This is a genomic window from Euzebyales bacterium (assembly GCA_035461305.1).
In the GTDB taxonomy this organism is placed as follows: domain Bacteria; phylum Actinomycetota; class Nitriliruptoria; order Euzebyales; family JAHELV01; genus JAHELV01.
The window spans coordinates 1-15,178 of the sequence record DATHVN010000177.1 but is presented as its reverse complement, the minus strand read 5'-3'; the positions used below and the strand labels follow the sequence as shown (position 1 = coordinate 15,178).

At 70.9% G+C, this 15,178-nt stretch carries 12 protein-coding genes; 4 read left to right on the top strand and 8 right to left on the bottom strand.

Annotated features, from left to right (window positions below; translation table 11 throughout):
- From VK923_16495 to VK923_16485, 3 genes are all read left to right on the top strand, one after another.
- Positions 1-1,564: NAD(P)H-hydrate dehydratase (locus VK923_16495; GenBank protein ID HSJ46277.1), on the top strand; the 1,564-nt coding region annotated here is incomplete at its 5' end.
- Positions 1,561-2,736 carry an alanine racemase gene (alr, locus tag VK923_16490; GenBank protein HSJ46276.1) on the top strand — a complete coding sequence of 392 codons (1,176 nt, stop codon included), beginning with the start codon at positions 1,561-1,563 and terminating at the stop codon, positions 2,734-2,736. The genes VK923_16495 and alr, both read left to right, overlap by 4 nt.
- Complete coding sequence (locus VK923_16485) at positions 2,736-3,866, top strand: alpha/beta hydrolase (protein ID HSJ46275.1); 1,131 nt, start codon at positions 2,736-2,738, stop codon at positions 3,864-3,866. The genes alr and VK923_16485 overlap by 1 nt, the downstream gene beginning before the upstream one ends.
- Here the strand turns inward: VK923_16485 and VK923_16480 are convergent.
- From VK923_16480 to VK923_16455, 6 genes are all read right to left on the bottom strand, one after another.
- Positions 3,765-6,884, bottom strand: coding sequence for an FtsX-like permease family protein (locus VK923_16480; GenBank protein HSJ46274.1), 3,120 nt, complete (start codon positions 6,882-6,884; stop codon positions 3,765-3,767). The two genes, VK923_16485 and VK923_16480, sit on opposite strands and share 102 nt — an antisense overlap.
- A complete protein-coding gene (locus tag VK923_16475; GenBank protein HSJ46273.1) occupies positions 6,877-7,596 on the bottom strand; it encodes an ABC transporter ATP-binding protein in 720 nt (239 codons plus the stop codon). The genes VK923_16480 and VK923_16475 overlap by 8 nt, the downstream gene beginning before the upstream one ends.
- Positions 7,593-8,267 (bottom strand): ABC transporter ATP-binding protein, encoded by a 675-nt coding sequence (locus VK923_16470; GenBank protein HSJ46272.1) that lies wholly within the window; start codon positions 8,265-8,267, stop codon positions 7,593-7,595. Before VK923_16470 ends, VK923_16475 begins: the two co-directional genes overlap by 4 nt.
- A gap of 1 nt (position 8,268) precedes the next feature.
- On the bottom strand, positions 8,269-9,273 hold the full coding sequence (locus VK923_16465) for a hypothetical protein (protein HSJ46271.1): 1,005 nt from the start codon (positions 9,271-9,273) through the stop codon (positions 8,269-8,271).
- Positions 9,274-9,449: 176 nt separating this feature from the next.
- Positions 9,450-10,898 carry an ATP-binding protein gene (locus VK923_16460; GenBank protein HSJ46270.1) on the bottom strand — a complete coding sequence of 483 codons (1,449 nt, stop codon included), beginning with the start codon at positions 10,896-10,898 and terminating at the stop codon, positions 9,450-9,452.
- Positions 10,898-11,575 (bottom strand): response regulator transcription factor, encoded by a 678-nt coding sequence (locus VK923_16455; GenBank protein HSJ46269.1) that lies wholly within the window; start codon positions 11,573-11,575, stop codon positions 10,898-10,900. The genes VK923_16460 and VK923_16455 overlap by 1 nt, the downstream gene beginning before the upstream one ends.
- Before the next feature lie 207 nt (positions 11,576-11,782).
- On the opposite strand from VK923_16455, the gene VK923_16450 reads away from it, so the two are divergent.
- Positions 11,783-12,100, top strand: coding sequence for a hypothetical protein (locus VK923_16450; GenBank protein HSJ46268.1), 318 nt, complete (start codon positions 11,783-11,785; stop codon positions 12,098-12,100).
- A 142-nt stretch (positions 12,101-12,242) separates the two neighbouring features.
- Here the strand turns inward: VK923_16450 and VK923_16445 are convergent, their stop codons facing one another.
- Positions 12,243-13,286, bottom strand: coding sequence for a hypothetical protein (locus VK923_16445; protein HSJ46267.1), 1,044 nt, complete (start codon positions 13,284-13,286; stop codon positions 12,243-12,245).
- Between the two features lie 45 nt (positions 13,287-13,331).
- On the bottom strand, positions 13,332-15,178 hold a 1,847-nt coding region (locus VK923_16440), incomplete at its 5' end, for an efflux RND transporter permease subunit (protein HSJ46266.1).

Here is a 15,178-nt window from a genome sequence, read left to right as displayed (position 1 = left end):
AGATGATCGTTACAGTACGGGGGATGGCCCCACAGACCCGCACCGCCCGATGATCCCCCTGTTCACCCCGCAGCAGGTCCGCGCGATGGACGAGCGGACCATCGCGGCCGGAACGCCCTCGCTCGTGCTCATGGAGCGGGCCGCCGGCCACCTGGCGCGGACCGTGCTCGACGTCGCCGGGGGGTCGTACGGCATCCGCGTCGCGTTGGTGTGCGGCAAGGGGAACAACGGCGGTGACGGCATCGCGGCGGCGCGCCTGCTGCGCGAGGCCGGTGCCTGGCCGGTCGTGTGCCTGCTTGCCGACCCCGCCGACCTGTCCGGCGACGCCGCGGTGCAGCTGCGCCGGTGGCGTGCGCGCGGCGGGCGGATCACCACCGACTTGGCGGTGGGCCTCGCGCAGGCCGACGTCGTCGTCGACTGCCTGCTGGGCACCGGTGCCACCGGTGCGCCGAGACCGCCCTACGACGCCGCCATCGCGGCGATCGACGCCGGTGGCGCACCGGTCGTCGCCTGCGATCTGCCCTCCGGCGTCGACGCCGACACCGGGGCGGTGGTGGCCGACGCCGTGCACGCCGACGCTACCCTGTGTCTGGGTGCCCACAAGCGCGGCCTGGCGCTCTGGCCGGCCCGGTCCCACGTCGGCGACGTGACCGTGGGCGAGATCGGCATCCGCGACGACGCGGACACCCCCGCGGCGTTTCTGGTCGACGCCGACGACGTGGCCGGAACGCTGACGGACCCCGACGCCGAGGGTGACAAGCGCAACCGCGGTGTCGTCGTGATCGTCGCCGGCTCGTCCGGCATGTCCGGCGCCGCCGTCCTCGCCGCCAGGGGGGCGCTGGCCGCCGGCGCCGGCCTGGTCACCGTCGCCACGACCACGCTCGCGCGGCACTTCGTCGCGCCGAGCGTGCCGGAGGCGATGACCGTCGACCTGCCCGATGACGACAGCGACACCGCATTCGAGCGGATCGCGGCCGCCTGCGAGCGGGCGGACGCGCTGGTCATGGGTCCCGGCATGGGCCATGACGACCCGCAGGTCACGCTGGTGCGGCGCTGCGTCGCGTCGCTGGACCTGCCGACCGTGCTCGATGCCGACGGGCTCAACGCCTTCCGCGACGACGCCGCGGCGCTGGCGGGCCACGCGGCCGACGTCCTGGTGCTGACCCCACACCGCTCCGAGCTGACCAGGATCTGCGGGACCGACGGCGACGACCTGTGGGACCGGCGGGCCGACGTCGTGCCCGACCTGGCCCGTGACTGGAGGGCCACGATCGTCGCCAAGGGTCCCGGCACGCTCGTCGCGGCGCCCGACGGGCGCGTATGGGTCGACGCGGCGGCCACCGCGGCACTCGCGACCGGTGGAACCGGTGACGTGCTGTCTGGCATGACAGGTGCGGCGCTGGCCGGCGGTCCCACGCCGGAGCGTGTGGCGGCGACGGTGACGCTGCACGGCGTCGCCGGGCAGGAGGCGTCCGCGCGCCGGGCCGTGCGGTCCGTGACGTCGCTGGACGTGGCGCGCGCCGTGCCGGCCGCGCTACGCCGGGTGCAGGGTGGCCGGGCGTGAGTCGCACCCATCTCCTCGACGGGCGTGCCGCCCGACCCCCGGCCGCACCGCTGCAGCGACCGACGTGGGTCGAGGTCGACCTCGGCGCGATCACCGCGAACGCACGGGTGCTGCGTGACCTGGCGCCACGCAGCCGGTTGATGGCGGTCGTCAAGGCCGACGGCTACGGCCACGGGATGGTGCCGGTCGCGCGTGCGGCGCTGGCCGGTGGCGCCGACTGGTTGGCCGTGGCGCTCGTCGAGGAGGGCCGCGCGCTGCGCGACGCCGGGATCTCGACACCGGTCCTCGTGCTGACCGAACCGCCGCTCGCTGCGATCCCCGCGCTGCTCGACGCGGGCCTGACGCCGACCGTCTACTCGCCCGGCTTCATCTGTGCGCTCGACGCCGCGGCGCGCGAGCGGGGAGGCGACGCGACGGCCGTCCACCTCGAGCTCGACACGGGCATGCGGCGGGTCGGCGTGCCGGAGAGGGACTGGAGCCGTGTCGCCGACCTGCTCGCGGGGTGCGAGGGCCTGCGGGTCAGCGGGCTGTGGAGCCACTTCGCGTGCGCCGACGAGCCCGGCCACCCGTCGGTCGAACGCCAGTCGCGGTCGTTCCGCGCGGGCGTGGACCTCGCGCGCGACCGGGGGCTGTCGCCGGACCTGGTCCACATGTGCAACTCGGCGGGCACCCTGACCCGCCCGGACGACCACCACGGCATGGTGCGGTGCGGCATCGCCCTGTACGGACTGGACCCGGGGGGTGGCGTGCTCGGCGACGTGCGGGTCCGACCCGCCATGCGCTGGCTGTCGCACGTCTCGCTGGTCAAGCGCGTCGCTGCCGGTGAGGCCGTGAGCTACGGCCACGTGTGGAGCGCGTCTCGCGACACGACGGTGGTGACGGTGCCCGCGGGCTACGCTGACGGCGTCACGCGGAGCCTCGGCGGCTGCGGTGAGGTGGTGATCGGGGGCGTGCGCCGACCGATGGTGGGACGGGTGACGATGGACCAGTTCCTCGTGGACGTGGGTGACGACACGGTGGCGGTCGACGACGAGGTCGTGCTGCTCGGTGGCCAGGGCGACGTGGCGGTGACCGTCGACGACTGGGCGTGCTGGCTCGACACCATCACCTATGAGGTCGTCACCACGGTCGGCGGCAGGGTGCCGCGCGTGTACCACCGGAGGGCGGACTGATGCGCCGCTCGCTGCTCGGCGCCGCCGCGCTGACCGCCGGCGGTGTCGGCGGTGCGGTGCTCGGGTACTTCGCCGAGCGCACGGTGATCGAGCCCGTGTCCGAGCCGACGTCCGCGGCGCTGCCGAAGGTCGAGACCTCGATGGTCACGACACCCGACGGCACGCGGCTCGCCGTGAGTGCAAGCGGCCCGGCCGACGCGCCGCGGATCGTCCTCGTCCACGGGCTGTCCCTGGCGCAGGAGATCTGGACCGCGCAGCGCGGCGCGCTCGAGACGACCTACCGGGTGGTGACGTTCGACATGCGCGGCCACGGCGCCAGCGACGATGCGGCCGCCGGTGACTACGACGCAGCGGCGATCGGCTCGGACGTCACGGCGGTCCTCGACGCCGAGCGGGACCATCCGTGCATCGTGGTGGGCCACTCGATGGGCGGCATGGCCCTGCTGGCAGCGCTCGGCGACCGTCCCGACCTCGTCGGAGACCAGGTGGTCGGGGTCGTGCTGGTCAACACGGCGGCGGCTGCCGTCGTCTCCGGCCTCGGCGGCGGGTCGGTGGCGGCGGGCATCGCGTTCCTGCGGGAGCGGGCGCGGTCCTCGCTGCTCGGAAGGATGGTGTACGGCGGGCTCGACGCCGAGGGCAACCCGCGGGGCAACGACCTCACGACGGTGGTCACCCGCCTGCTGGGCGTCGGGCCCAGCGGACGCGAGGACGCCGTCGAGACGGTCCGGCGGCTCGTGCTGGGCAGCCGTCCACACGTGGCGGGCGAGCTGTGGCGGACGGTTGGGACGTTCGACCAGCTCGCGGTCGCACAGGCGCTGTCGGTCCCCGCCCTGGTGATCGGTGGCGGCCGGGACCGGCTGCTGCCGGTGCACCACTCCCGCCGCCTCGCCGAGACACTGCCCGACGTCGAGCTGGTGGAGCTGCCCGACGTCGGCCACGTGGCGATGCTGGAGCGCCCCGACGAGGTGAGCGCCGCCCTGACGGCCTTCGCACGTCGCGTCCTGACCCCTGCCTCCCCGTCGGTGACGCTACTGCTCCCTGAGCACCTCCGAGGGGCTCAGGCGTCGCAGGACCACGAGCGCCGCAACCGCGGACACGAGCGTCGCCGTCGCGAGCAGGGTGGCGAGTAGGACGGCATCAGCGAACGGCAGGGTCGGCGCCGGCTCGAGGATGAACAGCGGCTTGAGGATCGAGACGAGCAGCACGCCGAGTGCCGCGCCGACCGCAGCACCCGCGAGGAGGCCGCTCGCGGCGACGAACCCGGCTTCGCCCAGCAGCAGCAGCTGCAGCCTGCCGGCGGGCAGGCCCTGGGCACGCAGCACCACGTACTCGCGCCGTCGTTGCAGCATGAGACCGAACACGAAGATCGCGATCACGGCCGCGCACATCGCCAGGGTGTAGATGGAGTCGAGGTCGACCAGGCCACGGATGTTGAGCGCGGTGAGGCTCGACTGGTCCTTGTTGAAGGTGGTCTCTGTGGTGTCGATGTTGAGCAGATCGGTTGCGCCGGGACCTGCCTGGATCGCCGCGGTTGCGGCCGCCAGCCCCTCGCTGCTCGGCTCGTCGGTGCGCGCGAGGTAGAAGTCGACATCCGTGATGCCGGTCTCCTGCCGGAAGTAGTCGAGGTTGGCGACGATGTGCAGACTCTCGGGAAAGCCGGGGAAGCGCTCGAAGAACCCGGCGACGGTCATCCTGCGGAGCTGTTGGCGCTTGGTGCCACGCGCGAAGAGCAGCTCGGCCGGGTCCCCGACCTCGAGCTTCAGGAACTCTGCGCTGTCGACGTCGATGAGGATCGCCGTCGGGTCGGCGCGCAGAGCATCGAGGGCCTCCTCGGCAGTCATGTCCGGGAAGAACTCGTCGGACAGCGTGGCGGTCTCGGCGAAGCTGTCGACCTCGATCGCCGCAAGATCCTTGACGTCGCTGTTGAACAGCGACCGCAGGAAGGCGTTCTCGAGGCGGGCGACCACCGGCGTGGAGCGCACGACACCGTCGACCTCGAGCTCGCGGGCGTACTCGGCAGTATGTGGGTGGTCGCTGACCGGGCTGGGCGTCACGCGCAGGTCCGAGCCGACCGTGAACCTGGCGTCGGCCTGCTTCGCCGCATCGTAGGTCGCGGCGAACACGGCGAGTCCAATGCCGAACGCGATCACGAGGCCCACGCCGACGATGCCGGTGACCAACGCCGTCGAGCGTCGGCTGAGTGTGCGGCCGAGCAGGCCGCGGACGACCGCGCCAAAGCGTGGTGGCGGCGTGCTTGGGACGTGCCTGGCGGCGGACTCGAAGAAGCGCACGGACAGCAGCGTCCCCGCGAACCAGACGCCGAGCGGGAGCACGAGCAGGTGCGAGCGGAGCGACGTCGCGATGCCGGTCGACACCGCACCGGACGGCGCGTCGAACGCGCCGTTGCGAACGGCGATCAGGACCGCCACCGTCGCGATCAACAACGCGACGTAGTCGAGCCGCCGGCGCCGCCACGTTGGTGCCAGCTCCAGCGAGAGCTCCCGCCGCTCGCCACTGACCTCGCGACGCAGGGCGCGCCGTCCGGGCACGTACAGCGCCAGGCCGGTCGCGACCAGACCCGCGCCGATCGCGATCAGTGCCGAGATCGCGAGCTCTGCGGGCGCCGCCTCCAGCAGCGCCGACGGGCCCAGGATGGCCAGGACCGTGGCGAAGCCGGCGAGGGTTCCCAGCAGCGAACCGAGGCCGGCCAGGGCCACGGTCCGGTAGGCCAACAGCCGCGTCAGATGGGCGGGTGTGGCGCCACGCAGGCGTAGGTTCGCCTGCTCGCGTCGCTGGGACGCGGCGAGGATCGTACCAGCGTAGGCGGCCAGGAACCCGGCCAGCAACAGTCCGGGGAGGCCGAGGAACAGGAACATGCGCTTCGCGACGGCTGCGTCGGCCCGCGCGACGGTCAGCGTGTTCGAGATGTTGTCCAGGATGAAGTCCTGCTCCGGAGCGATCCGCTTGATCCGCCGGGTCACGGCCTGCGTCTGCTCGAGGGCGCGGCCAGGGTCCGCATTGAGCGGCGCGCGGACGATGTGCACGTCGACCTCGAGCGTCGGCGGGCTCTTCACCGCGAGCGCGTTCCCGCGCGCTGCGATCGCGTCACGGAAGGCCGGGATCACGATGCGGTCGAACGTCTGCGGACTGAGCACGATCGAGTCGGCGATGTAGAGGAAGTCTTCGAGCTTGCGCCCGGTGCGGCTGTTGAACAGCGTCCGGGCGCGCGACAGGTCCACGGTTCCGCTGACACGGAGGCGGGCGGGCTGCCGTGCGCCGGGCACGTCCAGCTCGACCTGATCGCCGAGCCGGACCCCCAGCGCGCGGGCGGCCTCGGAGCTGAGCAGCGCGCCGTCGGCATCGAAGTCGCCGTTCACGAGCCTGATCGCGGGGTACTGGTGCGCGTAGGTGGCATCGAAGCCGAAGATCTTGACCGATCGGTCGATCGTGACCCCACCCGAGCGCAGTGCGCCTGGTGGCACCTGAGCGAACGCGAGCTGGTTGGCCGCGGCGACGCCGGGGATCGCCGCGATCCGGTCGCGCAGTTGGTCGAGCGGGACGAGGCGGGGCAGGTTCGCCGGGTCGGGGACGACGTCCTCCCGTGTCGCGATCGTCGCCCGCACTGGCAGATCCGCCGGAGCCGCCACGGGGCGGCGCGCCTCCACATCGTAGGCCAGCCGCACCGTCGCTCCCGGTTCGACCGCTCCGAGGTTGAGGCCGATCAGTCCCGGACCATGGGCGAACGGGCTCTGTCCGCTCTCGTCGGGGATCGGCTCGCCGTCCCGCCGCGCGCTCTCGAGCACGTACTCGAGCTCCGGGGGCAGCTTGTCATTGATCAGCACCTCGTTCGCGGTCGCCGCGCCGAGGTTGTGTACGGTCAGTTCCATCCGCGCACGGTCGCCCGTCCGCATCGGACCGCTCTCCACGAGCTGCTGCTCGAGGCGGATGCCCTCGCCGAGTGGGGAGGTCATCACGCGCTGGACGTCGATCGCGACCGGCGCGATCGCGCGCTTGGTCATCGACGCTCCCGACCCGTCGATGAAGAACAGGACACCGGAGAACAGGCCGACGCCGAGCATGACGCCGGCCAGGGTCGCCAGCGTGCGCCGAGGGTTGCGGAGCAGGTCGCGGCGCGCGTAGCTACGCATCGGCCGGGTCCACCATCCACTCGGGTGCGGTCGCGGAATCCGTGACCACTCGTCCGTCGAGCAGCGCGATCCGCCGGTCGAACCGCTTGGCGATCTCCCGGTCGTGCGTGATCACGATCAGCGTCGCCCCGACCTCCGTCTGGACGTCCAGCAGCAGGTCGATCACCGCGAGCGAGTTGCCGACGTCGAGCGCGCCGGTCGGCTCGTCGGCGAGGATCAGTCGGGGACGATGCACAACGGCTCGGGCGACCGCGACGCGCTGACGCTCGCCGCCCGAGAGCTGATCCGGATACTTGCCGGCCGCGTGGCCGAGCCCGAGCGTCGAGAGCAGCTCCAGGGACCGCTCATAGCCGTCGACGGCACCGCTCAGCGCCAGTTGCAGGCTGACGTTCTCGATCGCGGTGAGGAAGGGTTGCAGGTTGTCGGACTGGAACACGAAGCCGATCAGCTCGCGCCGGACGCTGGCGCGCTCGGGCTCGCCCATCTCCGACACGTGCCGGCCCGCGATCTCGATCCTTCCCTCTGTCGGCTGCTCGAGCGCTCCGAGCAGCGACAGCAGCGTCGACTTGCCGCAGCCGCTCGGCCCGGTGATCGCGACCCCGGTCCCGGGTCGGATCTCGAGATCGACGCCGTTGACGGCGTGCACGGGCCCGGCGTCGGTGGCGAAGCGTTTGGTGACGCCGTCCACCATCACCTCCACTCCGCCGCTCACTGCTCGACCACCTGGCCGTCGACGACGTGGAGGCGGCGTTCCGCAAGCGCGGCCAGCGCCGGGCTGTGCGTGACCAGCAGCACCGTGAGGCCTCGGTCGCGCGATGCTGCGAGGATCAGCTCGAGCACCCGTGTGGCCGTGCCGGAGTCGAGCTCGGCGGCGACCTCGTCCGCCAGCAGCAGATCGGGCCCGTTGACCAGCGCCACGGCGAGCGCCGCCCGCTGGGCCTCCCCACCTGACAGGCGCCGCGGCAGGTAGTCCACGCGGTCCGCGAGACCGAGCTCGTCGAGCAGTTGGCGCGCATGGGGGCGCGCCTGGTCGCCCCCGGCGAACTCGATCGCCAGCTCGACGTTCTCGGCGGCCGTCAGGAACGGGATGAGGTTGTCACGCTGGAGGACGACACCGATGCGTCGGGCCCGCAGGACGGACCGTTCGACCTCGTCCATGGTGGTCATGTCCTGACCATCGAAGCGGACCATTCCAGCGTCCGGCAACAGCAACCCCGCCAGGATCGAGAGCAGCGTCGACTTGCCGGCGCCCGACGAGCCCACCAGGCCGACGGCCTCCCCTCGGCCGAGCGTGAACGACGCGCCGGTCAAGACAGGCGTCGTCACCCCACCCTCGCGGTACGCCTTGTGGAGGCCGTCGACCTCCACCAGCGCGGCGCTCACCCTAGCCCCGCTGCCCGACCGGCAGTCCGCCGAAGACCCTGGGTGCCTCCTTCGGTGCGTTGTGGTCGAGCCTGAGGGCCTCCTTGCTGCTCTCCGCGAGGGCCTCCGGGCTCAGCATCGTGAGGTTGACCATCACCTCGATGTCCTTGTGGCGGCTGTCGGAGCGTGGGACGTTGTCGATCTGTCCGACGTCACGTGCGTAGTACTTGAACTCGTTGTCCGGCGCGGACGCCTTGCCCTCGCGGACGACAAGGACGTCGTCGAAGCAGTCGAAGGGGACGCAGTGGCGAGCGCCGACCTTCATCACCGTCGCCACCTCGTCCTCCTCCCTGTCCGGTTTGGCGACCGAGTACTCCGGCGTCCCAGGCTTCGGACCGGCCTGCACCAGGATGCCTGCCTCCGCGCCGTTGACGCCGTGCATCCACGGGTCGACGCCGGCGACGAACTCCCCGCCCTCGTACTGCTCCGTGTAGCCACCGAGCAGCCAGACGTTGCCCGCCTTGTCCTCGGCCATGTAGTCGACCGAGATCTGGGTGACCTGTCCCGCGTCGATCTCGTGGTCGAGCAGCGCCACGGCCCGCACGCCGTCGATCTCGCGGTAGACGTCTGTGATCGTCGTCGTCACCTGGTGGGGCACCTTGCGCCCGCCCACCTCGGTCGATCCCTCGCGAACCGACTGCTGCCCAGGGATGAGCGGCAGGTATGGGTTGCGTCCGGTTGCTGGATCGTCGAAGTTCGCGGGATCAAGCTCATCCGTGGAGACGTCCACGACCTCGGGCTCACTCGATGCCTCCGTCTCCCCGCCGGCGTCCGAGCCCGTGTCATCCGGCGCGTCCGTCTCGGTCGCGGCGCTCGTGTCCACCTCCGCACCCGTGTCCGCCGGTGCGCCCGTGTCCGCCTCCGATGCGGTCTCGCCGGCCGTGCTGCAGGCGGCCAGCAGCATCGTTGCGCACAGCACGCGTGCAAGTGGGCCCGGGACGCGTCCGCGCTGGTGGTCCCGCGTCATCGTCGCGCCGAGCGTGTGTCGTGCGGTGCTTGCGGCGGATGAGCGGGGCAGCCGATCCGGTGCCCTCGCGACCGTCGTGGCGGATCGGGATGGCATGGGGTCCTCCGAGCGGCAATCGTCCGTGGTCGAAGAGCATCGGATGTGATGCTGACTCGCAGCTGACTCCAGCTGGGCGATTACGACGAGGCCTCGGAGGGCTGGGTCCGAGTCGTGATCTCATCCAACGGCAGCACGACCTCGAAGGCAGCGCCACGATCGCGCTCAGGGTCGACGCGGACGCTGCCGCCGTGCTGCTCGATGATGTCTCGGGTGATCGCCAGGCCGAGGCCCGTGCCGCCGGCGTCGCGGACCCGGGCATCGTCGAGCCGGGTGAACCGTTCGAAGATGCGTTCCCGCTGATCCTCGGGGATCGGCGGGCCGTCGTTGACGACGACCAGCCACGCGTGGTCACCGCGTTCGGTCAACGTCAATGACACCGAGGTTGCCGCATGGCGCTCCGCGTTGGCGGTCAGGTTGCGTACCGCGCGACCGAGCTGCTCCGGATCACCCGAGATGCTCGCGGCGGACACGCCGCTGCTGTCCACGGTCACACGACCGTTCTCGCGCAGCCGCCTCGCCTCCCGCAGGACGATGTCGTCGAGGTCGAGTGGCTGCGACTGCAGGCGCGATGCACCGGCGTCGCTGCGTGCCAGGTGGAGCAGGTCGTTGACCAGTTGCTGCAGGGCGGCGGTCTCGTCGAGCACGCTGCGGAGCAGCGCCGCATGGTCCTCGCCCACACCGTGTACCAGCTCGATCTCGACCTCGGTACGGATGCGGGTCAGCGGGGTGCGCAGCTCGTGGGATGCGTCGGCGACCAGTCGCTGCTGGCGCTGCACCGCATCCTCGAGGCGGTCGAGCATCTCGTTCATCGTCCGTGCCAGCAGGTCGATCTCGTCGCCGGTCTGCGGTCGTGGGACCCGGCGATGCAGGTCCCGCCCCCCTATGGCCGCGACCTCGGACCGGATCGCCTCGACCGGCTGCAACGTGCGCCCGACGAGCCACCAGACGACGGCGGCCAGCGTCAGCGTCGCGACGGGCACGACGGCGGTCAGCGCGACGCCGAGCGTCGATATGGCTTCATGCACGTCGTCGAGGTTGGCACCGACGTGCAGCACGACCGCTCCGGCGTCGCTGCGCACACGGCGGGTGAGCAGGCGGAACGGGTCGTCGAACGCTGGGACCGGCACGGTGCGGAACGCCTCGGTGGTCTCCGGCAGATCCCGGCCGATCGGTGCGCCCATGCCGCGACTTGCCGCGATCACGGTGCCATCGGCTGCCAGGATCTGGGCGACCGTTCCGTCGTCACCAGTGGCCGGGAGCACCGTGGGCATGTCGCCGCCGGAGGCGATCAGCGCGGTCAGGTCGTCGGCGCGCTGCGCGAGCGAGGCGTCGATCGCCCCGGTCAGCTGGCGACGCTGTGCGACGAGCAGGGTCACCGCGGCGCCGGCGAGGACCATGGCAACCGCGGCCGCTGCGATTGCCGTGATGCGGGTTCTGATGCCGTGCGGTCTGCGCCGGATGATGTCGCGGACCCATGCCCGTGTGGCGCCGATGGCCGTCGCGTCGCGCTCCAGCGTCCCGGTCATCAGCCGCCGTCAACCGCGAGCCTGTAGCCGGCGCCGCGCACCGTCTGGATGGCGTGCCGGTCGAACGGCTCGTCGATCCGCTGGCGGAGGCGCCGTACGTACACCTCGACGATGTTGGGGTCGCCATCGAAGTCGTACTCCCAGACGCCTGACAGGATCTCGTACTTCGACAGGACCTGTCCAGCCCGGCGCAGCAGGAACTGCAGCACGTCGAACTGGCGGGTCGTCAGCTCGATCTCGACGTCCCCCCGCCACGCTCGCCGTTGCCCAGGATCGATCCGCAGATCTCCGGCGCTCACCGGCGCCGGATCGCGTCCGCCCGCGCGACGGAGCAGCGCGCGGATCCGTGCCACGAGCACCGGGAAGGAGAACGGCTTCGTGAGGTAGTCATCGGCCCCGGTGTCCAGGGCCTCCGCCTCGTCAAGGTCGCCGTCCTTGGCGGTCAGCATCAGCACCGGCGTCCAGTTGCCCGCCTTGCGCAGATCGCCGCAGATCCGGTACCCGTTGCGCCCCGGGAGCATGATGTCGAGCACGATCAGGTCATAGGTGCCCTCGGTTGCCATCCACCACCCATCATTGCCGTCGACCGCCACGTCGACCGTGAACCCGTCGGCCTCGAGCCCACGTTTGACGGCCGTGGCGATCTTGGCGTCGTCCTCGACGACCAGTAGCTTCATCGCGGCGCTCCGGTGGCTGGGCGGTCGCCCGCGGAGGGACGTGAGCGCCACCCGCGGGTCACGATAGCGGCAAGCGTGATGTCTTGAAGCTGAACCTGCGCTGACGCGGTCCGCGGCCCGGTCCGGTCGAGTCAGCTGAGCGTCAGCGGAGACCACACATACTCGATTCGCACGAGCCCACCGACAGGTACAGGAGCCACGGACGCCATGCGTGTACGGATGCGGTCACTGATCGCCGGCCTCGTCGTCGTCGTCGCCACGGTCGGCGGCGGCGGTGCCGCGATCGCGTTGAGCGATGATGTCGACCGGCCGATCGTCGGTGCGGCCCTCGAGCAAGCGACGACCGCGGCGCTGGCGCACACCGGCCGTGGCCGGGTGACCGGCACGGAGGTCGGTGACGAGGACAGCTACTACGAGGTCGAGGTCACCACCAGCGACGGGACTCAGGTCGACGTCCAACTCGACGAACGGTTCAACGTCGTTGGTGACATGGCCGACATCGAGGACGATTCGGCAGGTCGTTGAGCCACCGGCATCGCACCCGGTCCCTCGATGATCTGCCGCGGGCTGCGATGATCCGGACATCGCAGCCCACCTTCTCGATCGTTCCCGTCGTCGTTCAGCCCTGACGCCGGCGAACGACCGGCCCAGAGGTGATCGGCACCCGTCACTCGCCGGCGGACCGCTGCTCTGCCGGACTCGTCTCGCCGTACATGTAGCCGCGTCGCTCCATGGCGAGGGCTTCGTCGCGCACCTCTTCCATCGCGGCGTCGTCGAGTTCGGTGCGCTCGACGAGCTCGAGCTCCTCCATCTCAGGGTCGTCGCCGCGCCAGCCGACCGCGACGTCGCCCACGTCGGGCGCGTAGAACTTGAGCTGCACGGCGTCGGGGTCCACCTCGTCGGACTCTGCGGTCACGAGCACGTCGGTGTAGCAGTCCACCGGCACGCAGTGCTCGTTGCGAATCGCGTCGACCGTGGCCCGATCCGCCCAGTAGAACGGCTCCGGCGCGAAGCCCTGTGAGTATGTCGGCGTCCCCGTATCAGGCTCCGCCCACATCTGGATGCCCGCCAACGCGCACGGCGGGTCGCCCGCGGACCAGATGCGCGAGCCCACGAACTCACCCTCCTCCCACAGCTCGTAGTACTCGCCGGTGTGCCAGACGTTGCCGTCGTCGTCCTGGGCGAAGAAGCCGAGCTCGGACTCCACCAGCTCGTCGTCGTTGAAGTCCTGCTCCCAGATCACGACCGAGTTCACACCGCCGACGACCTTGGTCAGGTCGGTCACCGTGGAGATCACCTTGCGGTCGAGCTGTTCGCCGTCCTCGACCGCCTGGCCCTCGTAGGTGTGCTGCGTGCCGGGCGTCATCGGCAGGTACGTCGCGTCGATGACGGTCGAGTTGGTGAACTGTGCCGGGTCGATCTGGAACATCTCCATCTCGGCCGCAACGTCTGGCTCCGGACAGTCCTGGTTCGGGTCGGCAGCAGCCACGTCGGTCGGTGGCGCCGTCGGTTCGGGCGAGGCGGCCGCGTCCTCAGTGGACGTCACCGCGTCGGCGCTCGCCTGTTCGGTGACCTCCTGCGCGGTGCCGGTGCACGCCGTCGCGGCGATCGCCAGCAGGAGCGCCAGCGTCCCGACGGCGCCGCTGATGCCGCGGACCGGTCGCCGGCTTCGCCTCGCCCGTCCCGCCGTGACGGCGCCGCCTGTTCGCATGTGTCGTCCCCTTCCCGCGCTTCCGTTGGACACCATCTCCGTCGATCACGACTCCTGCGGTGCCGTCGTGTCCGCCGGCTGCCTGGACCATCCCTTCGCGAACCGCAGGTACAGCGGCGGCACGACGAACAGGTTGAGCAGGGTCGCCGTGATGAGGCCGCCCAGGATCACGATCGCCATCGGGAACTCGACCTCCTGGCCCGGGATCTCACCCGTCAGGACCAGCGGGATCAGCGCGAGGCCGGTCGTGAACACCGTCATGATGATCGGCACGATCCGCTCGCTGGCGCCGCGGAGGACGAGCTCGGTACCGAACGGCACGCCTTCGACGTCCTCGAGGTGCTGGTAGTGGCTGATCAGCATGATGCCGTTGCGCGCCACGATCCCCAGGACCGTGAAGAAGCCGACGAGCGCTCCGAGGGAGATGATGCCGCCGGCACCGAAGTATGCGGCCAGCACGCCGCCGACCAGCGCGACCGGAAGCGTGAGGAAGTACAGCAGGGCAATTCGGAAGCTGTTGTTGAACGCCGTCTGCAGCAGCAGGAAGACGGCGATGACGGCCGCGATCGCGAACGCCGTCAGGACGCGCTGCGCCTCCTGGCGCTCCTGGAACTCGCCGAGCAGCTCAGCCCGGAACTCGAGCGGCCAGTCGACGGCCTCGAGCTGTTCCTCCACATCTGCGACGACGGACCCGAGGTCACGCGACCCATCGATGTTGGCGCCGACGTCGATGTTGCGCGCCAGGTTCTCGTGCTGGATCACGTTGGGCGTCGGCACGATCTCGATGCTGGCGAGGTCTGCGAGCGGCACCCTCTCGCCGGAGGGCGTGTCGATCGGCAGCCGCGTAATGTCGGTCAGGGTCCGCCGCGTGTCGAGCGTGGTCCACAGCTGCACGTCGTACGCCTTGCCGTGGCGGAACAGGTCGCCGGCTTCCTCACCCGCCACCATGTACGCGGCCGCGCGCCGGACGTCACCGGGCTTGACCCCGTGCTCCTCGGCGGCCTCCAGATCGACCTCCACCTGGATCTGCGGGATGTCCTCCTGGAACTCGACGTGGTTCTCGATGACCCCGGGAACACCGCCGATCAACTCGTTGACCTCTGCGGCCTTCTCGCGCAGGGTCTCCAGGTCCTGCCCGTAGATCCGCACCGTGATCGCCTCGCTCGATCCGGTGAGGACCTCGCGGATACGTTCCTTGAGGTACGTCTGGACGTCGCGGAAGATGCCCGGGTAGCCGTCAACCGTCGCCTGGATGCGCTCCAACGTCTGGTCGTAGTCCACGGCCGGGTCGACGCTGACCCAGTTCTCCCCGAAGTACATGCCGACGACCTCGTCCATCAGCAGTGCCTGGCCGATGTGCGAGCCGGCGTTGAGCACGCCGGGGATCTGCAACAGCTCGGCGTTGACGCGCTTCGTTGTCCGCACCATCTCGGGATGCGATGTGCTCGGCGTGCCGAGCCAGTGCATCAGGAAGTCGCGTTCCTTGAACGAGGGCAGCAGGTTCTGGCCGAGCAGCGGCACGATCGCGAGGCCGGCGATGGTGACCACCGCGACGGCGCCGTACGCCGGCCGCGGGCGGCGAACGATCCGCTGCAGCACCCAGTCGTACGCCCGCTTGATCGGCGGCACCAGTGGGGACTCCCGATGCCGCAGCGACTTCTCTGAACGGAAGAAGATCAGGCTCATGGCCGGGGTGACGGTCAGCGCCACCACCATCGAGGCGAGCAGAGCCAGGGCGTAGGATGTGGCGAGCGGTCGGAAGAACGACCCCGACAGGCCCTGCAGCATGAAGATCGGCGTGATCGCCGCGATCTCGATCAGGGTCGCGTGGACGATCGCACTGCGCACCTCGAGCGACGCGTCGAGGACGATGCGTGCTGTGGGGCGGCCCG